At 62.0% G+C, this 20,248-nt stretch carries 18 protein-coding genes; 14 read left to right on the top strand and 4 right to left on the bottom strand.

Features of this window, described 5'->3' with window-relative positions:
* Nucleotides 1-187: 187 nt before the first annotated feature.
* Genes QMK55_RS13305 through QMK55_RS13340 form a run of 8 tightly spaced genes read left to right on the top strand, consistent with a single transcriptional unit; the run spans nt 188 to nt 9,193 of the window.
* Entirely contained in the window at nt 188-1,102 is a 915-nt protein-coding gene (locus QMK55_RS13305) for a GDP-mannose 4,6-dehydratase (protein WP_320329341.1), read from the top strand.
* Nucleotides 1,099-2,067 carry a GDP-mannose 4,6-dehydratase gene (gmd, locus tag QMK55_RS13310; protein WP_007960806.1) on the top strand — a complete coding sequence of 323 codons (969 nt, stop codon included), beginning with the start codon at nt 1,099-1,101 and terminating at the stop codon, nt 2,065-2,067. The genes QMK55_RS13305 and gmd overlap by 4 nt, the downstream gene beginning before the upstream one ends.
* Before the next feature lie 3 nt (nt 2,068-2,070).
* Nucleotides 2,071-3,513 carry a mannose-1-phosphate guanylyltransferase/mannose-6-phosphate isomerase gene (locus QMK55_RS13315; protein ID WP_102356622.1) on the top strand — a complete coding sequence of 481 codons (1,443 nt, stop codon included), beginning with the start codon at nt 2,071-2,073 and terminating at the stop codon, nt 3,511-3,513.
* Nucleotides 3,513-4,310 (top strand): ABC transporter permease, encoded by a 798-nt coding sequence (locus tag QMK55_RS13320; RefSeq protein ID WP_102356621.1) that lies wholly within the window; start codon nt 3,513-3,515, stop codon nt 4,308-4,310. The genes QMK55_RS13315 and QMK55_RS13320 overlap by 1 nt, the downstream gene beginning before the upstream one ends.
* Complete coding sequence (locus QMK55_RS13325) at nt 4,310-5,575, top strand: ABC transporter ATP-binding protein (RefSeq protein WP_320329342.1); 1,266 nt, start codon at nt 4,310-4,312, stop codon at nt 5,573-5,575. Before QMK55_RS13320 ends, QMK55_RS13325 begins: the two co-directional genes overlap by 1 nt.
* Complete coding sequence (locus QMK55_RS13330; RefSeq protein ID WP_320329343.1) at nt 5,572-6,948, top strand: glycosyltransferase family 1 protein; 1,377 nt, start codon at nt 5,572-5,574, stop codon at nt 6,946-6,948. The genes QMK55_RS13325 and QMK55_RS13330 overlap by 4 nt, the downstream gene beginning before the upstream one ends.
* Complete coding sequence (locus QMK55_RS13335; RefSeq protein ID WP_320329344.1) at nt 6,932-8,062, top strand: glycosyltransferase family 1 protein; 1,131 nt, start codon at nt 6,932-6,934, stop codon at nt 8,060-8,062. Before QMK55_RS13330 ends, QMK55_RS13335 begins: the two co-directional genes overlap by 17 nt.
* Nucleotides 8,063-9,193, top strand: coding sequence for a glycosyltransferase family 4 protein (locus tag QMK55_RS13340; protein ID WP_102356617.1), 1,131 nt, complete (start codon nt 8,063-8,065; stop codon nt 9,191-9,193). It abuts the gene before it with no gap.
* Nucleotides 9,194-9,328: 135 nt separating this feature from the next.
* Here the strand turns inward: QMK55_RS13340 and QMK55_RS13345 are convergent, their stop codons facing one another.
* From QMK55_RS13345 to QMK55_RS13355, 3 genes are all read right to left on the bottom strand, one after another.
* Entirely contained in the window at nt 9,329-11,359 is a 2,031-nt protein-coding gene (locus tag QMK55_RS13345; RefSeq protein WP_320329345.1) for a pyridoxamine 5'-phosphate oxidase family protein, read from the bottom strand.
* A 59-nt stretch (nt 11,360-11,418) separates the two neighbouring features.
* Complete coding sequence (locus QMK55_RS13350) at nt 11,419-12,045, bottom strand: glutathione S-transferase family protein (protein ID WP_102356615.1); 627 nt, start codon at nt 12,043-12,045, stop codon at nt 11,419-11,421.
* A gap of 103 nt (nt 12,046-12,148) precedes the next feature.
* A complete protein-coding gene (locus QMK55_RS13355; RefSeq protein WP_320329346.1) occupies nt 12,149-13,075 on the bottom strand; it encodes a LysR substrate-binding domain-containing protein in 927 nt (308 codons plus the stop codon).
* Nucleotides 13,076-13,551: 476 nt separating this feature from the next.
* Between QMK55_RS13355 and QMK55_RS13360 the strand changes: the two genes are divergently transcribed.
* From QMK55_RS13360 to QMK55_RS13385, 6 genes are all read left to right on the top strand, one after another.
* Entirely contained in the window at nt 13,552-14,328 is a 777-nt protein-coding gene (locus tag QMK55_RS13360) for an ABC transporter substrate-binding protein (RefSeq protein ID WP_102359136.1), read from the top strand.
* Between the two features lie 88 nt (nt 14,329-14,416).
* A complete protein-coding gene (locus QMK55_RS13365) occupies nt 14,417-15,106 on the top strand; it encodes an ABC transporter permease (RefSeq protein ID WP_102359135.1) in 690 nt (229 codons plus the stop codon).
* A 13-nt stretch (nt 15,107-15,119) separates the two neighbouring features.
* A complete protein-coding gene (locus QMK55_RS13370) occupies nt 15,120-15,818 on the top strand; it encodes an ABC transporter permease (RefSeq protein ID WP_102359134.1) in 699 nt (232 codons plus the stop codon).
* A 9-nt stretch (nt 15,819-15,827) separates the two neighbouring features.
* Nucleotides 15,828-16,940, top strand: a complete 1,113-nt coding sequence (locus QMK55_RS13375) for a succinylglutamate desuccinylase/aspartoacylase family protein (RefSeq protein ID WP_102359133.1) — start codon at nt 15,828-15,830, stop codon at nt 16,938-16,940.
* Nucleotides 16,941-16,958: 18 nt separating this feature from the next.
* Nucleotides 16,959-17,723, top strand: a complete 765-nt coding sequence (locus QMK55_RS13380; RefSeq protein WP_102359132.1) for an ABC transporter ATP-binding protein — start codon at nt 16,959-16,961, stop codon at nt 17,721-17,723.
* 109 nt (nt 17,724-17,832) lie between these two features.
* Nucleotides 17,833-18,741 carry a MurR/RpiR family transcriptional regulator gene (locus tag QMK55_RS13385; protein WP_102359131.1) on the top strand — a complete coding sequence of 303 codons (909 nt, stop codon included), beginning with the start codon at nt 17,833-17,835 and terminating at the stop codon, nt 18,739-18,741.
* A gap of 46 nt (nt 18,742-18,787) precedes the next feature.
* Here the strand turns inward: QMK55_RS13385 and QMK55_RS13390 are convergent, their stop codons facing one another.
* Nucleotides 18,788-20,194, bottom strand: a complete 1,407-nt coding sequence (locus QMK55_RS13390) for an amino acid permease (protein WP_102359130.1) — start codon at nt 20,192-20,194, stop codon at nt 18,788-18,790.
* Between the last annotated feature and the right edge of the window lie 54 nt (nt 20,195-20,248).

Below are 20,248 nucleotides of genomic sequence, written 5' to 3' on the forward strand. Positions count from 1 at the left end.
GCTGACGAGAACTGACCGGTCACGGTTTGCGCTGTTGAAATTGCTGCGCATTTGGCACAGATTGGTAACAAACAACTACAACAAAGACTTCGCCTGTCGTCTTGCCGGTCTTTTTCATCCGGCCTGACAGACTTCTCCTCAAAGCCTGTGGGAAAGTGGCGAACGTTAAAGACCAAGGGGTCGCTGTTTGAAAAAGCGTCTGTTCATCACGGGCCTCAGTGGATTCGTGGGACAACATCTCCAGTCACGTCTGGCTCAGCCTGACTCGACGTGGGAGCTGCTGCCTGCCACCGCACCCTACGATCTTACGGCAGCACCAAGCCTCGTCGACCTGTGGCCGCAATTGCCCGACGCGGTGATTCATCTGGCCGGCCAGACCTTCGTTCCCGAAGCGTTCCGCGATCCGGCCCGCACTCTCGAAATCAATCTGATGGGTACCCTCAACCTGCTGCAGGCCCTCAAGGCACGCGGATTTCAGGGGACCTTCCTGTATGTCAGCTCCGGCGACGTCTATGGTCAGGTCGACGAAAGCGCCCTGCCCATCACCGAACAGCAAGCGCCCTGCCCGCGCAATCCGTACGCGGTGAGCAAACTGTCGGCTGAATTTCTCAGCCTGCAGTGGGGCCTGAGCGAAAGCTGGCCGGTGCTGGTGGCGCGACCGTTCAACCACATCGGCAGCGGGCAGAAAGACAACTTTGTCATTGCCAGTGCTGCGCGCCAGATCAACCGCATCAAACAAGGCCTGCAGGCTCCGCAACTGGAGGTCGGCGACATTGACGTCACGCGGGACTTCCTCGATGTCGGCGATGTGATCTCGGCGTACTTCGCATTGCTGGAGAAAGGCACGCCGGGGCGGGTCTACAACATCTGCTCGGGCCGTGAGCAAAGCATCCGTAGTTTGATCGAGCAGATGGGTGACCTCGCCGAGGTCGACCTGCAACTGGTCCAGGATCCGGCGCGCATGCGCCGCGCGGATCAGCGTCGCGTTTGCGGCAGTCACGCAAGGCTGGCCCAGACCACGGGATGGACGCCTGAAATCACAACACAACAATCCCTGCGGGCGATCCTGTCCGACTGGGAGCAGCGAGTACGACAAGAATGAAAAGTGCACTGATCACAGGGATCACCGGCCAGGACGGCGCTTATCTGGCCCGACTGCTGCTCGACAAGGGCTACAAGGTTCACGGTCTGGTCGCCCGGCGCAGCAGCGATTCGCGCTGGCGTCTGCGCGAGATGGGCGTCGAAGGCGACATCGTCTACCTGGACGGTGACATGGCCGATGCCTGCTCGGTGCAGCGCGCGGTGATCAAGTCAGCGCCGGACGAGGTCTACAACCTGGCCGCGCAAAGCTTTGTCGCCGCGTCCTGGAATCAACCAGTGACCACCGGTATCGTCGATGGCCTGGGCGTGACCCACCTGCTCGAAGCGATCCGCCAGTTCAGCCCGCACACCCGTTTCTATCAGGCGTCCACCAGCGAAATGTTCGGCCTGATCCAGGCTGAACAGCAAGACGAGAACACCCCGTTCTATCCACGCAGCCCCTACGGCGTGGCCAAACTCTATGGCCACTGGATCACCGTCAACTACCGCGAAAGCTTCGACCTGCACGCCAGCAGCGGCATCCTCTTCAACCACGAATCACCGCTGCGCGGCATCGAGTTCGTCACCCGCAAGGTCACCGACGCCGCCGCCCGCATCAAACAGGGCAAGCAGCAGGAACTGGCCCTGGGCAACATCGACGCGAAACGCGACTGGGGCTTTGCCGGTGATTACGTCGAAGCCATGTGGCTGATGCTGCAACAGGACAAACCTGACGATTTCGTGGTCGCCACCGGTGTCACCACTACCGTGCGCGAGATGTGCCGTATCGCCTTCGATCACGTCGGCCTGAACTACCGCGACTACGTGAAGATCGACCCGGCGTTCTTCCGCCCGGCCGAAGTCGAAGTGCTGCTCGGCAATCCGGCGAAGGCGCAGCGCGTACTGGGCTGGAAACCGAAAACCGACCTCGACACCCTGATCCGCATGATGATGGATGCGGACATGAAACGCGTCGCCAAGGAGTAGGTCATGCTGATCCCCGTGATTCTGTCCGGCGGTGCCGGCACTCGTTTGTGGCCAGTGTCCCGCGAGGGCCATCCCAAGCCGTTCATGAGCCTGCCCGACGGCCAGTCGCTGCTCGGCAAGACCTATCAGCGTGCCGCCGCATTGCTGGACGGCTGGGGCGACATCGTCACGGTGACCAACCGCGAGTACTACTTCCAGAGCAAGGATCACTATTGCGCGGCCCACGTGTCGCGCCATCGCGGGCACTTCCTGCTGGAGCCGACCGGGCGCAACACCGCCCCGGCGATCGCTGCTGCCGCGCTGTCGCTGCAGGCGTTGCACGGTGACGAGGCAATCATGGTGGTGATGCCCGCCGACCATTTGATCGTCAATCAGGACGCACTCAAGAGCGCCGTTGAACACGCCGTCAATCTGGCGAAGGACGGTTACCTGGTGACCTTCGGCGTGGTGCCGAGCGCCCCGGAAACCGGCTTCGGCTACATCGAAACCGGTGCCCCGCTGGACGCCAGAGGCGCGGCGAAAGTACAGCGTTTCGTCGAGAAGCCCGATCTGCAAACCGCTACGCATTATCTGGAAAGCGGCAATTTCCTGTGGAATTCAGGCATGTTCTGCTTCACCACCGCCACGGTGATTGCCGAGTTGCAATTGCACGCGCCTGAACTGCTGGAGCAAACCCGCGCCTGCATGGCCGCCAGCGCCCCGATCGAAACTGTCGGTTGCCTGCAACAGGAACTGTCGCCGGCACTGTTCGCTGAAATCACCGATATCTCGATCGATTACGCGTTGATGGAACGCTCGGAAAAAGTCGTGGTGGTGCCCGCCGGTTTCGACTGGAGCGACATCGGTTCGTGGGGCGCCGTGGCGGCGCTGGTCCCGGCCGATGCCGACAACAATCGCGCCAGCGGCGAAGCGATCTTCATCGACAGCCACAACAACTTCGTGCAGAGCGAAGGCCGGCTGGTGGCCACAGTGGGTGTGGATAACCTGATCATCGTCGACACCGCCGACGCGGTGCTGGTGGCCCACGCCGACCGCGCCCAGGATGTGCGGCGCGTCGCCAGACAGCTCAAGGACACATCCCACGAAGCCTATCGCCTGCACCGTACGGTCAGCCGCCCATGGGGCACCTACACCGTGCTCGAGGAAGGCCCGCGCTTCAAGATCAAGCGCATCGTGGTCAAGCCCGGCGGCAAGCTGTCGCTGCAAATGCACCATCACCGCAACGAACACTGGGTGGTGGTCGAAGGCATGGCCAAGGTCACCAACAACGGTACCGGTACCCATCTGGTGGCCAAGAACGAATCGACGTTCATTGCCGCCGGCCACCGGCATCGCCTGGAAAACCCCGGCGTGATCGATCTGGTGATCATTGAGGTGCAAAGCGGTGAATACCTGGGCGAAGACGATATCGTGCGGTTTGAAGACCAATACGGCAGGACGGTTTGATGCTCCTTTCCCTGTACCGCTCGCTGCGCAGCTACCGCGGATTCATCCTCGGCAGCGTCAAGCGGGAGTTTCAGGCGCGTTATCGCAATTCGCTGTTCGGCGCGCTGTGGACCGTGCTCAATCCGTTGTCGATGATCGTCGTGTACACGGTGATCTTTTCCCAGATCATGCGCGCACGCCTGCCGGGTGTGGATGATGGCCTGGCCTACAGCGTTTACCTGTGCGCGGGCCTGCTGACCTGGGGGCTGTTTGCGGAAATCACCTCGCGCAGCCAGAGCATGTTTCTGGAAAACGCCAACCTGCTGAAGAAAATCAGCTTCCCGCGCATCTGCCTGCCGGTGATTGCGCTGCTCAACGCCGGGATCAACTTCGCGATCATCCTGGCGCTGTTCTTCGGTTTTCTGCTGATCAGCGGACGCCTGCCCGGCATGGCCTTGCTGGCACTGATTCCGCTGCTGATCGTGCAGGTGATCTTCGCCGCCGGGCTGGGGATGATCCTCGGCATCCTCAACGTGTTCTTCCGCGATGTCGGGCAGATGTTCGGCATCTGCCTGCAGTTCTGGTTCTGGCTGACGCCGATCGTTTACCCGCTGTCGATCCTGCCGCCGGGTATCCAGCACCTGATCAGCCTCAACCCGATGACGCCGCTGATGACCAGCTACCAGAACGTGTTCCTCTACAACCAGTGGCCGAACTGGCCGTCGCTGATGCCACTGCTGATCATCGGCCTGCTGTTCTGCGCCATGGCCCTGCGTCTGTTCCGGCAACGCGTCGGCGAAATGGTGGATGAACTCTGATGGGACATATACGCGTCAGCGGCCTGGGCAAGGCCTACAAGCAATACCCCAATCGCTGGAGCCGGTTGTTCGAGTGGCTGGTGCCGTTTTCGGGCACCCGGCACCACTTGCACTGGGTCCTGCAGGACATCGATTTCGAGATTCAGCCCGGCGAAGCCGTCGGCATCGTCGGGGTCAACGGCGCGGGTAAAAGCACGCTGCTGAAGATGATCACCGGCACCACGCAACCGAGTTGCGGGCAGATACAACTGCAAGGTCGCGTTGCCGCCCTGCTGGAACTGGGCATGGGTTTTCACCCGGACTTCACCGGCCGCCAGAACGCCTTCATGGCCGGTCAGTTGCTGGGCATGCAGGTCGAAGAGATCGAAGCGCTGATGCCGCAAATCGAGAGCTTTGCCGAAATCGGCGAAGCCATCGACCACCCGGTGCGCACCTATTCCAGCGGCATGCAGATGCGCCTGGCCTTCAGTGTTGCCACCGCCCGGCGCCCGGACATCCTGATCGTCGATGAAGCGCTGTCAGTGGGCGATGCCTACTTCCAGCACAAAAGCTTCGAGCGCATCCGCAACTTCCGCAAGGCCGGCACCACCCTGCTGATCGTGTCCCATGACCGTTCGGCGATTCAGTCGATCTGCGACACCGCGATCCTGCTGGAAAACGGCCGCCTGGCCATGCGCGGCAAACCCGAAGAAGTCATGGACTACTACAACGCCATGCTCGCCCAGCGCGAAGGCCAGATCGTGCGCCAGGAAATGCTCGCCAACGGCCAGGTGCAAACCATTTCCGGTACCGGTGAGGCGGGGATAGTCAGCGTGCGTTTGCTCGACGCTCAGGGTCGCAGTCTGGAAGTGGCGGAAGTCGGCCAGCCGGTGGTGCTGGAAGTGCAGGCCGAAGTCCGCGAGGACATCGAGCGCCTGGTGCTGGGCTTTCTGATCAAGGATCGCCTCGGCCAGGCGATCTACGGGATCAATACCCATCGTCAGGATCAGGCAATCAACGACCTGAGTGCCGGTGAACAAGTGACCTTCCGCTTCGCCTTCGACATGCGCCTGGGCAAGGGCAGCTATTCGGTGGCGCTGAGCCTGTCGCGGCTGGATTCGCACCTGGATCGCAATTTCGAATGGCGCGATTACGGCCTGGTCTTCCATGTCATCAACAATCGCCAGGAAGACTTCGTCGGCTGCTCGTGGCTGCAAGCCCGGACCGAGATCAGCCGCTCCAGTGAACGCACAGAGCAATTGCCTGACAAGGAGATCTCGCGATGACACGACTGTTGGTGGAGTGCACATACGTCTTCGAACACCCGTCCGCCAACTCGGGGATTCAACGGGTGGTGCGCAACGTCATTCAACAGTTGCCCGACGCCGACGCCGAGCGCGAATGCATCCCCGTGGTGATGCTCGACGGCGCCCTGTATCAGGTGAAAAGCCTGGCACCGATCAAAACCCCAAAAATCAATCTGACCAGCCTGCGGGTGAAGCTGGAACAGTGGGCCAACAACTTCTGGTTGCGCCATCGCGCGCTCGAACGCCGCCGCCCGTTCAGCCAGTCGCATTTCGCCCGGCGGGTGCTGTACGTGCTCTGTCGGCTGACGGCGTTCGCCTGTTTCAGCCTGCCGATGCGCGTGCTCGGGCGCCTGCTCAAGGGCAAACCCGTGCCCGAGCGCTGCGTGCCGTTGCAACACCGGGCCGGCGATCAACTGGTGCTGCTCGACTCGTCCTGGCACGCCAACTTTTTCCCCTTGGCCGAACAGCTCAAACGCGATGGCGTGGGCATCGTTTCGGTGATCTACGATCTGATCCCGCTGACCCATCCGCAGTTTTGCGACGCGGGCCTGGTCAAGGTGTTCAACGACTGGTTCGACTGGATCGCACGCACGGCGGACGGCTATGTCGCGATCTCGACCACCATCCGCGATCAGGTGCGCCAGGAGATGGTGCGCCGGATCGGCACGCAACAGGTCCAGCAGCGCTGGTTCGACTATTTCCACCTCGGTTCCGAGTTGGACCTGAGCGATGCCGCCTCGGAAATCGATCGCAACCTTCTGCACATGTTCAAGAGCCCGGAGCCGGTGTTCCTGATGGTCAGCACCATCGAGCCGCGCAAGAACCACGCCTATCTGCTCGATGCCTTCGAACGGGCCTGGGCTGCTGGCTCCAAGGCACGGTTGTGCATCGCCGGGAAAATCGGCTGGAAGTGCGAAGCACTCATCGAGCGGATCCGCCAGCACCCGCAACTGAACCGCCGCTTGTTCATGTTCAACACGCTCTCGGACAAAAGCCTCGAGCACGCCTACTCCCACGCCACGGCGCTGGTGTTCCCGTCGCATGTCGAAGGCTTCGGCCTGCCGCTGGTGGAAGCCATGCAACGCGGGCTGCCGGCGATGGCCAGCGACATCCCGGTGTTCCGCGAAATCGGCGGCGATTACATGGCGTACTTCGCTCTGGACAACCCGCAGAGCCTCACTGATCTGGTGATCGGACTGGAACAGTCCGGGGTGTTTCCGGCGACCATGAACCTGGATCAATGGCGCTGGCTGAGCTGGCGCGAAGCCAGCGCGCAATTGGTCCAGCGCATCGAGCGCAACCTGAACCGCTCACTGCCCGCGCCCGAGAGTCAGCATGCGCATTGCTCTTAACGCGCGGATTCTTCAGGCGCCACGCACCGGCATCGGCCATTACGTCGCCGAACTGGTGCGCGCCTTGCGCAGCAGCACCGATGTCGAGGTGGCGCTGTTTCACGGCTGGGGCTGGAGCTCGGCCCTGCCGGAGGCAGCCATGCCCGGTTACTCACGGCTGACGCCGCTGCTGCGGCAGATCCCCGGCGCCTATCAGGCACGGCGCTGGCTGGAACAGAAACGCTTCGATCAGGGCCGCACGCAAGACCTCGACCTGTATCACGAACCGAGCCTGTGGCCGCTGGCCTTCAATGGCCCGACCGTGATCACCCTGCACGACCTGACACATCTGCATTTCCCCGACACCCAACCGGCGGCGCGCCTCAAGGAAATCGAACGGCGCCTGGCCGCTGGCGTGCAACAGGCGCAGCGGATTCTGACCGACTCGCAAGCGATTGCCGACGAGGCCCAGGCCTATTTCGGCCTGCCCGCCGAGCGTTTTGTGGTGGCGCCACTGGGTGTGGCCGAGCGTTTTCACCCACGGGAACCGCACACCATCGAGACCGTGCTCAAGGCGCACGCCGTGGCCCCGCGCGAGTATTTCCTGTGTGTCGGCACCCTGGAGCCGCGCAAGAACCTGAGCCTGGCCCTGCGGGCCCATGCCTTGCTGCCAGAGGCCGTGCGCCAGCGCTTTCCACTGCTGATCGTCGGCATGGCCGGCTGGCAACAGACGCAGTTCAGTGACGAACTGCGTCAGGCCTTGGCGTCAGGGCACGTGTGCCTGCTCGGCTATCTGCCCGATGAACAGGTGGCGCAGCTGCTGGCCGGCGCCCGCGCACTGGTGTTTCCGTCGCTGTACGAAGGCTTCGGCCTGCCAGTACTGGAAGCCATGGCCAGCGGCACTCCGGTGATCCTCACCGGCTCTTCAGCCATGCCGGAAGTCGCCGGCCCGGCGGGCAACTACATTGAACCTGACAATGCACACGGCTTGCGCGATGCGCTCAATCGCCTGATCGACGATCAAGCGCACTGGCAGGCCTGCCGAGAAGCCGGATTGCACCGGACGCGGCTTTTTTCCTGGGAACGTTGCGCACAGGCCACGGCCGGTGCCTACCGCCAGGCCATGGGAGGCTGAATGCGAGTTCTTCATTTTTTTAAAACCTACCTGCCTGACTCGGTCGGCGGTATCGAGCAGGTGATCTTCCAACTGTGCGAGAGCGGCGCGCATCACGGCATCGACGGCCAGGTCCTGACCCTCAGCGCCGACCCGACGCCACCCGTGGTGCAACTGGGCCAGCACGAAGTGCACCGCGCCAGACTCGACATTCAGTTCGCCTCCACCGGGTTCTCCTGGAGTGTGTTCAAACAGTTTCGCGAGCTGGCCGCCGAAGCCGATGTGGTCAACTACCACTTCCCCTGGCCGTTCATGGACCTGGTGCATTTCGCCAGCGGCATGAATAAACCGAGCGTGGTCACCTACCACTCGGACATCATTCGCCAGAAGCATCTGCTCAAACTCTACCGGCCGCTGATGAACCGCTTCCTCGCCAGCGCCGACCGAATTGTCGCGGCCTCGCCGAACTACCTGCACACCAGCGACGTGTTGCAGCAGTTCCAGGACAAGACCCGGGTGATTCCATACGGCTTGAACAAGGCCGGTTATCCACAGGCCGACAGTGAACGCATGAACCGCTGGCGCCAGCAGCTTGGGGATAAGTTTTTTCTGTTCGTCGGGGTCATGCGTTACTACAAGGGCCTGCACATCCTGCTCGACGCCTTGAAGGACGTGGACTACCCGGTGGTGATCGTCGGCGCCGGCCCGCTGGAGCTGGAACTGCACGCCCAGGCCGCTGCGCTGGGCCTGCGCAATATCCACTTCCTCGGGCGCCTGGGCGATGAAGACAAGGTCGCCCTGCTGCAACTGAGCTACGCCATTGTGTTCCCTTCGCACCTGCGTTCCGAAGCATTCGGCATCTCGCTGCTCGAAGGCGCGATGTACGGCAAGCCGATGATCTCCAGCGAAATCGGCACCGGCACCAGTTACATCAATATCCACAACGAAACCGGGCTGGTGGTTCCACCGAGCAATCCATTGGCGTTTCGCGAGGCGATGCGCACCCTGTGGGACAACCCGGAGCGTGCGGCGGCCATGGGGGTGAAGGCCGAGGTGCGTTACCGGCAGTTGTTCACCGCCGATGAAATGGGCCGCAAGTGGACCGAGTTGTATCAGGAACTGCTGGAAGAGAAAGACCTGTCCTACGCCTGATGATTGACCGGTGAATGCCCCTGTTGGAGCGAGCCTGCTCGCGAAAGCGTCCTTTCAGATATCAATGGCGACTGACAGATTGCATTCGCGAGCAGGCTCGCTCCAACAGGGGTATTGGGTGAAAGGAAGATCGGGTTACAAATCCAGCACCAGCAGTTGTTCGCTCTGCGCCGGCACCGCACAGCAAATCAGCACCTGCCCCTCTTCCGGCATATCGGCCGGAGCCTGTGGATAATTCACCGCGCCACTGATCAGACGTGTCTTGCAGGTGCCGCACGAACCACCCCGGCAACTGAACTCGGGTCGCAGCCCACGGCTTTCCGCCAGCTCCAGCAGACTGCCGCCGTCCGGCTGCCAGCGCGCCTCTTTGGCAGAACGTTCGAACATCACCGGTACTGACGTAATGGCGGCCGGTGGCTGCTCGATGACAACCGCATCCGGGTCCGGCTGGCGCTTGAGCGTCGAGGGACCGAAGGTTTCGGCATGGATCCGCGCATCGCGAATGTCCAGGTCGCGCAGGCTGTCGTACAGGCCTTGGGTGAAACCGCCGGGGCCACAGACGACAAAATCGATCTGGTCGTAATCCTCTATATCCAGCAGATCGCGCAGCAGTGCCCCATCGATGCGCCCGTGCCGGTCGAAGTCTTCGCCCTCAACCAGGTCGGCCTCCGGCTGGCTGAGCAAGCGCATCACCCGTACCGCATCACCCGCGTTTTCCAGCAGACGATCGAGTTCCTGGCGAAACGGCTGATCGGCGAGGCTGCGCGAACTTTGCAGCAACCATGTCGGCCGAATCCGCCGGGTGCGCAGGCCTTGATACACCACCTCGCGCAGCATCGACAGCAACGGCGTGATCCCGACACCCGCCGCCAGCAGCACCAGCGGCCGTTGTTCCAGCGGCGCAACCGTGAAATGCCCCTGTGGCGCCCGTGCCTCCAGCACATCGCCGACGCGGATCTGCTGATGCAAATGCGTTGAAACCAGGCCCTCGCGCTTCACGCTGATGCGCAAGAAATCATCCGAGGGCGCACTCGACAGGCTGTACGTGCGGATATGTGTTTCACCGCCCAGATTGAAACGCAGCGGTAGATGCTGTCCGGCCTGAAACACCGGCATGCCCGCGCCATCGTCCGGTTGCAGATAGATCGAGCGAATATGCTGGCTCTCCCGCTCGATGCGGGTCACCCGCAATGGCCGCCAGCTGTCGCCCAGAGCCCTGGCCTGCAGACGTGCATCGGTCTGGGCCCAGGTGCCGGTCAGCAGGCTGGTCGGCGACATGCCGTCGAAGCGCCAGCGCAAGGCCAGTGCCGCCGGACGCCGCACCAGTTTTTCCACCTCGAACGTCCACAAGCGCTCGGCACCTTGAAACGCTTCGATCTGCGGCCCGTCAAGGATGATGTCGGTACGCCCGCTCAGTTGCAGCACATCGCCTGTGGAAAAGTCGATGAACAGCAGACCCGCACGCGGGTTAAGCAGCAGGTTGCCGAGGGTATTGAAGTGCAGGTTGCCGGCAAAGTCGGGGATGGTCAGGCGATTGCCCTCGACCCGGACGAAACCGGCCTGCCCGCCACGATGGGAAACGTCCACCGCGCGTTGCCCGTCGACGTCGACGTAGCTGGCGACAAAGAAGGTGTCAGCGCTTTCGATCATGGCCCTGGCCGCGTCATCGAGACTGTCGCGATGCTGCGCTGGCCGTGTCTGCGGATCGGTCAGCGGCACGCGCTGGAACTGGCGCAGTTGAATGTACTGCGGACAGTTGCCGAACGACTGATCCACCATCACCGTAAAACCGCCGGCGTCGAGACCGCCCACATGGCCGTTGAGGCGGTTGCGCCGCCGGGTGTGCAGCTCGATGCCCAGTAAACCGATGGCCGCGCCGTCGTGTAACTGCGCCGGATCATCGCCCGCAGGCAGACTGGACAATTGCAGGCGCTGCGGATCGGGCGAACCGGCGAACCCCGGTGCCCCTTCGAGCACGCTGGCCCATGGACGCCCCTCGGCATCGACCGCGCCGTACAGCATGAACGGCAATTGCGCATAAAACGCGCGGTGCTGATCCGGCATCCAGTCGCGAATCACCTTGCGACCAAAAGCTTCCATACGCTCGGCAACGCCGACATGGGCTTGCAATTGCTGCTCGCCAGCGTGCCACGGTGAACGTTCCATCACGCCTCTCCCCGCGCCGCTGGCGCAATAGGGTGGTCCGGTCAAACCAGGCCGAGCCTTCAGGCAGTCTTTTGCAGACCGGCGACGGTACGCGGCATGCCGACAAAACCGCGCAAGGCTTCGACCCGCGCCAGCCAGGCACGGACGTTGGCGTAGTCGTCCAGCGACACGTTGCCTTCCGGCGCATGGGCGATGTAGCTGTAGGCGGAAACGTCGGCGATGGTCGGCTCGCTGCCAGCCAGATACGAGGTCTTGCCCAGTTCCAGTTCCATCACCTTGAGCAGGTTGTGGGCACGGGTGATGAGTTCGTCAGCGTTCAGTTGCGCACCGAACACGGTGACCAGGCGTGCTGCGGCCGGCCCAAAGGCAATCGGCCCCGCTGCCACCGACAACCAGCGTTGCACCCGCGCAGCGCCCAGCGGATCGGTCGGCAGCCAGCGGCCATTGCCATACTTGAGCGCCAGATACACCAGAATCGCATTGGAGTCAGCCAACACCACACCGCCATCATCGATCGCCGGCACCTGACCAAAACTGTTGATCGCCAGAAACGGCGCTTGCTTGTGTTCGCCCTTGGCCAGATCGACCAGAATCAGTTCGGTCGGCAGTTGCAGCAGGGACAACATCAGCTCCACCCGATGGGCGTGGCCGGAACGCGGGAAGTTGTAGAGTTTGATCGCTTGCATGGTCGACTCCGCTGGAGGTGGCGCCGCTTCGGGATGGCAGCACCGTTGGACGCCATCTTCCACTCATCCTCAAAGCAACAGAATTACCAGCAATCGCAATCGATTATTTCACTGGATGAAATAACGCGGCGTTCTGCAACGCTGGGTGCTCGCGCAGCACCTTCACCGCATAGTCGACAAAACTGCGCACCCGAGCCGGCGCCTTGCGCCCGCCCTGATACACCACGTGGATCGGCAGCGGCGGCAGTTCGAAGTCGGCGAGGACAATTTCCAGTTCGCCCGAGGCCACCTTGCCGGCCACCTGATAAGACAGCACCCGGGTCAGTCCCAACCCCAGGCAGGCCGCCGCAATCGCCGCCTGATTGGCGGTAACCACCAGCCTCGGTTCGGGCCGCACGCTGATGGCCTCACCCTCATCGAGAAACGGCCAACTGCGCAACTGGCCGATGGATGAGGTCGCCACCACCGGCGCACTGGCCAGGGCCTGCGGATGGGTCGGCCGACCGTGAGTGGCGAAATACCCCGGCGCACCGCAGATTACCCGCCGCACTTCGCCGACGCGGATCGCGTGCTGATTGCTGTCCGGCAACTCACCGATGCGCACCGCGACATCGATGCCCTCCTCGACCATGCTCACCACCCGATCGACCAGCAGCGCATTGATCGAAACGTCCGGGTATTGCGTCAGATAACTCGCCATCACTGGCGTGACAAACAGCTCGCCGAACAGCACCGGCGCAGTCACCGTCAATTGCCCACGAGGCTGAGTGTGGCTGCCTGCGGCGGAGTCTTCCGCTTCCTGCACCTCGGCGAGAATTCTCCGACAGTCTTCCAGGTAACGCTGGCCGGCCTCGCTCAGGTGCACGCTGCGCGTGGTACGGATCAGCAATTGCGTACCAATGCGCTGCTCCAGCGCCGCCACCGCGCGGGTGACGCTGGCGGCCGACAACCCCAGGCGCCGCGCCGCAACGGCAAAGCCCTGCTCTTGAGCGACGACAGCGAAGACCTGCATTTCCTGGAAGCGATCCATGGTGTCCCCGAAGTGGATAAAAACTCGCGGCAATGGCTAATGCCGATCAGTTAAGCGAACTCAATGCTCAAAGCCACGAAGATCAATGGTGGGAGCGGGCCTGCTCGCGAAGACGTCGGCCCAGCAAACATTGATATTGACTGCCCCACCGCTTTCGCGAGCAAGCCCGCTCCCACAGGGGATCTGCGCTTGACTGATCGGCATTAGCGGCAATGGCTGCGATTTCTTGCGTGATGCTATCCAGCCTCGCGGCGCCAGAACCACTGCAACACCGCTGCCCATTATAGGCAGCACCCGCCCCGAGTCGGGTATTGGCGAACGACCGTCGATCCAGAATTGATATTTTTATTTTCAGCTGTATTGATGAATGATTTATTTCGTGTCATTTATAGCCTCGCCGATCACAGGAATGATCCAGCGCGCCACTGCGGATGGCGGGCAACTGTTTCCCTAACGCCCTCCCAGGAGTCAACAAAATGAACAAGACAGAACTTCTAGGTGCTCTGGCGCTGTGCGCGCTCAGCTTCTTGGCACATGCCGATGAAGACAGCCTGCGTATCGGTATCGAAGCCGCCTACCCACCCTTTTCTTTCAAGACACCTGAGGGCAATGTCAGCGGGTTCGACTACGACATCGGCAACGCCCTGTGCGAGGAAATGAAGGTCAAATGCGAGTGGGTCATTCAGGAGTTCGACGGCATGATCCCATCGCTCAAGGTGCGCAAGATCGACGCCGTGCTGTCGTCGATGTCGATCACTGAAGACCGGATGAAGTCGGTCGACTTCAGCAAAAAGTACTACCACACGCCGGGCAAGTTCGCGATGAAGGCCGGCAGCGTGATCAACGACCCGCTGGTGGACCTCAAGGGCAAGAAACTCGGCGTGCAACGCTCCTCGACCTATGACCGGTTTGCCACCGAGCAACTGGAACAGGCCGGTGTCGTCGTGGTGCGCTACGGCTCACAGAACGAAGCCTTCCTCGACCTCGCCTCGGGACGTCTGGACGCCACCCTCGCCGACATCGTCAACACCGACGAAAGCTTCATCAAGACATCGGCCGGACAGGGTTTTGCACTGACCGGACCGGACATCAACGACCCGAAATACTTCGGTCGCGGTGCCGGGATTGCGGTGCGCAAGGGTGATGTCGCCAACGCTGCGCGCCTGAATGCGGCGATCGACGCCATCCGCGCCAACGGCAAGTACCAGCAAGTGATGGCCCGGTATTTCGCGTTCGATATCTACGGCGAATAAACCTTCGCCTCCGCTCGGCGCCGGCCTGCTGCGGGCGCTTTCGGCCTTGTCTTGCGCGCCTTGCGGCGCACGCTTGAGGAACTTCATCATGCTCCACGGCTACGGATCGAGCATTCTCGATGGTGCCTGGCTGACCATTAACCTGGCCCTGACCTCCATGTCCCTGGCCATTGCCCTGGGCCTGATCGGTGCGGCGTTTCGCCTGTCGCCGCTCAAATGGCTGGCCATGCTCGGGGAAGGCTACACCACCCTGATTCGCGGCATTCCCGATCTGGTGCTGATCTTGCTGATCTTCTATGGCGGCCAGGATCTGGTGAACCGCATCGCACTGGCATGCGGTTACACCCGCTACATCGACATCAACCCGTTCATCGCTGGCGTCTGCACCATGGGCTTCATTTTTGGCGCCTATCTCTCGGAAACCTTTCGCGGCGCCTTCATGGCCATCCCCAAAGGCCAGGCGGAGGCTGGCGCGGCCTACGGCATGCGCGGCACTCAGGTGTTCTGGCGGATTCTGGTGCCGCAGATGATTCGCTTCGCCATCCCGGGGTTCACCAACAACTGGCTGGTGCTGACCAAATCCACCGCGCTGATTTCGGTCATCGGCCTGCAGGACATGATGTTCAAGGCCAAGAACGCCGCCGACGCGACCCACGAGCCGTTCACCTTTTTCATTGCGGTGGCGGCGCTGTACCTGATGCTCACCAGCCTGTCGCTGCTGGTGCTGCGCGCACTGGAAAAACACTATTCGGTCGGCATCAAAGCCGCCGAACTGTGAGGAGAACCTGCCCATGATTCTCGACTACAACCTGATCTGGGAAAACTTGCCGCTGTATTTCAATGGCGCCTTGTTGACCCTCAAAGTGCTGTGCATTTCCCTGAGCCTGGGGCTGGTCCTGGCGGTGCCTCTGGCGCTGATGCGGGTGTCGCGCTCGCCGCTGATCAACTTCCCGGCGTGGCTTTACACCTACGTTATTCGCGGCACACCGATGCTGGTGCAACTGTTCCTGATCTATTACGGCCTGGCGCAGTTCGAAGCGGTGCGGCACAGCGTGCTCTGGCCTTACCTCTCCAGCGCCACTTTTTGTGCCTGCCTGGCGTTCGCCATCAATACCAGTGCCTACAGCGCGGAGTTGCTGGCGGGCAGCCTGAAGTCCACCGCCCACGGCGAAATCGAAGCCGCCAGGGCGATGGGCATGTCCCGCCTGACCCTGTACCGGCGCATTCTGCTGCCGTCAGCGTTGCGCCGGGCATTGCCGCAGTACAGCAACGAAGTGTTGATGATGCTGCAAACCACCAGCCTGGCCTCCATCGTCACGCTGGTGGATATCACTGGCGCGGCGCGCACGGTCAGCTCGCGGTTCTATATGCCGTTCGAAGCGTTTATCACCGCCGGCCTCGTCTACCTCGCCCTGACTTTCATTCTGGTGCGCCTGTTCAAGCTGGCCGAGCGCCACTGGCTGGCGTATCTGGCACCGCGCAAGCACTAAGGAGCTGACATGGAAAAAATTCAATACCCGTTGCCGTGGAGCGCTTCGGGCACTGAACGGACACTCTCGGTGTTCCGTTTTGGCGCCGGGCCACGCAAGGCATACATTCAGGCGTCGTTGCATGCTGACGAGCTGCCGGGCATGCGCGTGGCCGTCGAGCTCAAGCGTTGCCTGCTCGAACTGGAAGCTCAGGGGCGCCTGAACGGCGTGATCGAACTGGTGCCGATGGCCAACCCCATCGGCATCGCCCAGATGTTCCAGGCCACGCATCAAGGTCGCTTCGAGTTCGCCAGCGGCAAGAATTTCAATCGTGACTTCCCGGAGTTGGCCGAAGCCGTGGCACCGCTGCTCGAAGGTCGCCTGGGCGATGATGCCGACGCCAACGTCGCGCTGATCCGCCGTGCATTGATCGACATCCTCGGCGACATGCCGCCACCGACCTCGGAGCTCGATGGCCTGCGTCGCCTGTTGCTGCAACACGCCTGTGACGCCGACGTTGTGCTGGATCTGCACTGCGATTTCGAGTCGGTGATGTTGCTCTACACCATGCCGCAACACTGGCCGCGCCTGCATTCACTGGCGGCGCGCCTGGGCGCCGAGGTCACGCTGCTGGCCGAAGATGCCGGCGGCAGTGCGTTCGACGAGGCTTGCGCGATTCCGTGGCTACGCCTGACCGAGCTGTTCCCCGAAGCCAATATTCCCCTCGCCTGCGCGGCCACCACCATCGAGTTGCGCGGCATGGCCGACACCGAGCGCGAACCCTGCACCGCCAGCGCGCAGGCGATTCTTGGCTATCTCGCCGAGCAGGGCCTGATCCGTGGTGAATGGCCGCCAGCGCCGCCCAGTCAGTGCCAGGCGATGCCGTTTGCGGGTGCGCAATACGCTTACGCGCCGCATCCGGGGGTGGTGAGTTTCCTGCAACCCGTGGGCGCACGGGTCAAGATCGGCGACCCGCTGTTCGAAATCCTTGATCCGCTGAACGACCGCCACAGCATCGTGCGCGCCAGCACCGACGGCGTGCTCTATGCCCGCGAACGCCTGCGCTTTGCCCAGCCCGGTCTGTGGCTGGCCAAGGTCGCCGGCTTCACCCCTATTCGCCAAGGCCGCTTGCTCAGCGACTGATGCCAGAGAGTTCAAATCATGTACAAACTTGAAATTCAGGACCTGCACAAAAGCTACGGCGCCCACCAGGTACTCAAGGGCGTGTCCCTGCAGGCCCAGGCCGGTGATGTGATCAGCATCATTGGCTCCAGTGGCTCGGGCAAAAGCACCTTCCTGCGTTGCATCAACCTGCTGGAGCAGCCGAACGCCGGCAACATTGTGCTCAATGGCGAGCCGCTCAAACTGGTGACCAACAAACTCGGCGGGCTCAAGGCAGCCGAACCCCGGCAGTTGCAACGCATGCGCTCACGGCTGTCGATGGTGTTTCAGCACTTCAACCTGTGGTCGCACATGAGCGCCCTGGAAAACGTCATGGAAGCGCCAGTGCATGTGCTGGGCGTTGGCAAGAAAGAGGCCCGGGAAAAAGCCGAGCATTATTTGAACAAAGTCGGCGTGGCGCATCGCAAGGATGCCTGGCCCGCCCACATGTCCGGGGGCGAGCAGCAGCGGGTGGCGATTGCTCGCGCACTGGCGATGGAACCGGAGGTGATGCTGTTCGACGAGCCGACCTCGGCACTCGACCCCGAACTGGTGGGGGAAGTGCTCAAGGTCATGCAGGACCTCGCCCAGGAAGGCCGCACCATGGTGGTCGTGACCCACGAAATGGGCTTCGCCCGCGAGGTCTCCAATCAACTGGTGTTCCTCCACAAAGGCCTGGTTGAAGAGCGTGGCGACCCGCGTGAAGTGCTGATCAATCCACAGTCCGAACGCCTCCAGCAGTTTCTGGCCGGGAGCCTGAAGTAAGCCCGGCGGCGCGCTCGGCTTTGCCCTGCAACGGTTGGCTTCGGATACACTCCCGCCAACCTTGTCAGGCGCAGCCCTTCTCTCACTTTCAGGAACTGTTGATCCGGATATGCCCAGCCCATCGAAAGACACCACTGTCTATGCCGCGCCGGTCATGCGCAAACTGGCGGAAATCGTTGCCGAGCTGCCGCCGTCGCTGCGCAAGGTGGCTGACTTCATCCTGCGACATCCGCTCAAGGCCGCGACGCTGACCATCGAAGAAATGGCCCACGAGACATCGACCTCTCCGGCCGCCGTCAACCGTCTGGCAAAGGCGATGGACCTCGGTGGCTACATGGGCATGAAGGCTGAGTTGATGGCTACGCTGCAGCAGATGGTGTCGCCGGTCGACAAGCTGCGCAATGAACTGGCGCATCGTCCGGGCGGAGCGTTCGGTCTGCATGAACAGATCGAGAGCGCCAGCAGTAACCTGTCCACCACGGCGACCAATAACGACGCCGCCGCGTTCGAAGCGTTCGTCACCCGGCTGACCACCGCGCGCAAGATCTACATCCTCGGCTTCGGCAACAGTGTCTACTTCGCCGGCCTCGCCGCCTCGACGCTGATGCCGTTCTGCGCAGATGCCACCGCCATCAGCATGGAGGGCGGCAACGAAAATGCCGCGTACCGACTGGCCGCGATCACGGATCAGGACGTGTTGCTGGCGATTTCCCTGCCGCGTTATTCCCTCGACACCCTGCAACTCGCTCGCTTCGCCAACGAACGCGGTGCGGCGGTGCTGGCGATCACCGACTCACCGGCCTCGCCGCTCACCAGTATTGCCGAGCATGTGCTGTTTGCGCCTTGCGATCACCCGGTGCTGACCAGCTCCAATGTCGCCATGCTGGCGTTGATCGAAGGACTGGTCGCTGGGGTGATGGCGCGTAACAAGGAAGCGGTCAAACTGGCGACCGAACTGACCGAAAGTGTGATGTCTTACCTGCACATCCCCAACGGCAGCAAAGCCCCGAAGAAGTGATGCGTGGCAGGGACGCGCGCAGATCGCGGACGTCCCTTCTGTCAGATCAGGGCTGAGAAACCGGCTGATCGCTGGTCACGCGGGCAGCCTGGGCGGCCGCCGGTTTGACCCATGTCAGATAGGCCAGCACCAGCAACACGATCCAGACCACACCAACGATCAACGCCGCCTGGGTGTCCGGGAAGTAACCCAGCACGCCGAAGACGAACAGCATGAAGGCAATGGCCGCCATCGGTGCATAAGGCCAGAACGGCACCGGGAACTTCAGCTGCGCGACCTGCTCGGCACTCATGGAACGCCGCATGGCCACCTGGGTGAACAGAATCATCAGCCAGACCCACACCGTGGCAAAGGTCGCGATAGAGGCGATCAGCAGGAACACGTTTTCCGGGATCAGGTAGTTCAGCAACACGCCCAGCAGCAGCGCGCAGCTCATCACGATAACCGTCAGCCATGGCACGCCATTGCGCGACAGCTGAGCAAAGCCTTTGGGTGCATGCCCTTGCTGAGCCAGACCGTACATCATGCGCCCCGCACCGAAGATGTCGCTGTTGATCGCCGAGACCGCCGCCGAGATCACCACAATGTTCAGAATGGTGGCCGCCGAGCTGATACCCAGATGGTCAAAAATCTGCACGAACGGGCTGCCCTGGCTGCCGATCTGTTGCCACGGAAAGATCGACATCAGCACCAGCATCGTCAGCACATAAAACAGCAGGATGCGCAGCGGCACGGCGTTGATCGCCTTGGGCAGCACACGATGCGGGTCCTTGGCTTCACCGGCAGTCACACCGATGATTTCGATACCACCGAAGGCAAACATCACCACGGCAAACGAGGCGATCAGGCCGCCCACGCCATTGGGCATGAAGCCGCCCTGGGTCCACAGGTTGCTGATATCGGTCGCCTGACCGGGAGCCGTGCTGATACCGAACAACATGATGCCGAAGCCGCCGAGGATCATCGCGACGATGGCCGCGACCTTGAGCAACGACAACCAGAACTCCATTTCACCGAAGACTTTGACGTTGCACAGGTTCAGGCCGCCGACCACCGACACGATGCCCAGCACCCAGATCCAGCGCGAAACCTCCGGAAACCAGAAGCCCATGTAGATACCGAACGCCGTCACATCGGCCATGCCGACGATGACCATTTCAAACGCGTAGGTCCAACCGAGGATGAAGCCCGCCATGGGCCCCAGATAGGTACTTGCGTAATGCCCGAACGAACCGGCGACCGGGTTGTGCACCGCCATCTCGCCAAGGGCGCGCATGACCATGAACACCGCCGCGCCACCGATCAGGTAGGCGAGCAGAACGGCGGGACCGGCCATCTGGATGGCCGAGGCAGAACCATAGAACAGCCCGGTACCGATCGCCGACCCCAGGGCCATGAAGCGAATATGTCGGGCAGAGAGCCCGCGTTTCAAACCTTTTGCTGGCTGCTGCATTTTTCGTCCTTATTTATTTTTATTCGACGCAAAAATCGAATCGCCAGCAGGCTG

The organism is Pseudomonas sp. P8_229 (genome assembly GCF_034008635.1).
Classification (GTDB): Bacteria; Pseudomonadota; Gammaproteobacteria; order Pseudomonadales; family Pseudomonadaceae; genus Aquipseudomonas.

Coding starts and splice junctions, on each gene's coding strand:
- QMK55_RS13365 (WP_102359135.1), top strand. CDS start 14,417: ATGCTCCACGGCTACGGATCGAGCATTCTCGATGGTGCCTGGCTGACC.
- QMK55_RS13325 (WP_320329342.1), top strand. CDS start 4,310: ATGGGACATATACGCGTCAGCGGCCTGGGCAAGGCCTACAAGCAATAC.
- QMK55_RS13345 (WP_320329345.1), bottom strand. CDS start 11,359: ATGGAACGTTCACCGTGGCACGCTGGCGAGCAGCAATTGCAAGCCCAT.
- QMK55_RS13315 (WP_102356622.1), top strand. CDS start 2,071: ATGCTGATCCCCGTGATTCTGTCCGGCGGTGCCGGCACTCGTTTGTGG.
- QMK55_RS13385 (WP_102359131.1), top strand. CDS start 17,833: ATGCCCAGCCCATCGAAAGACACCACTGTCTATGCCGCGCCGGTCATG.
- QMK55_RS13390 (WP_102359130.1), bottom strand. CDS start 20,194: ATGCAGCAGCCAGCAAAAGGTTTGAAACGCGGGCTCTCTGCCCGACAT.
- QMK55_RS13330 (WP_320329343.1), top strand. CDS start 5,572: ATGACACGACTGTTGGTGGAGTGCACATACGTCTTCGAACACCCGTCC.
- QMK55_RS13360 (WP_102359136.1), top strand. CDS start 13,552: ATGAACAAGACAGAACTTCTAGGTGCTCTGGCGCTGTGCGCGCTCAGC.
- QMK55_RS13370 (WP_102359134.1), top strand. CDS start 15,120: ATGATTCTCGACTACAACCTGATCTGGGAAAACTTGCCGCTGTATTTC.
- gmd (WP_007960806.1), top strand. CDS start 1,099: ATGAAAAGTGCACTGATCACAGGGATCACCGGCCAGGACGGCGCTTAT.
- QMK55_RS13380 (WP_102359132.1), top strand. CDS start 16,959: ATGTACAAACTTGAAATTCAGGACCTGCACAAAAGCTACGGCGCCCAC.
- QMK55_RS13350 (WP_102356615.1), bottom strand. CDS start 12,045: ATGCAAGCGATCAAACTCTACAACTTCCCGCGTTCCGGCCACGCCCAT.
- QMK55_RS13355 (WP_320329346.1), bottom strand. CDS start 13,075: ATGGATCGCTTCCAGGAAATGCAGGTCTTCGCTGTCGTCGCTCAAGAG.
- QMK55_RS13340 (WP_102356617.1), top strand. CDS start 8,063: ATGCGAGTTCTTCATTTTTTTAAAACCTACCTGCCTGACTCGGTCGGC.
- QMK55_RS13335 (WP_320329344.1), top strand. CDS start 6,932: ATGCGCATTGCTCTTAACGCGCGGATTCTTCAGGCGCCACGCACCGGC.
- QMK55_RS13375 (WP_102359133.1), top strand. CDS start 15,828: ATGGAAAAAATTCAATACCCGTTGCCGTGGAGCGCTTCGGGCACTGAA.
- QMK55_RS13320 (WP_102356621.1), top strand. CDS start 3,513: ATGCTCCTTTCCCTGTACCGCTCGCTGCGCAGCTACCGCGGATTCATC.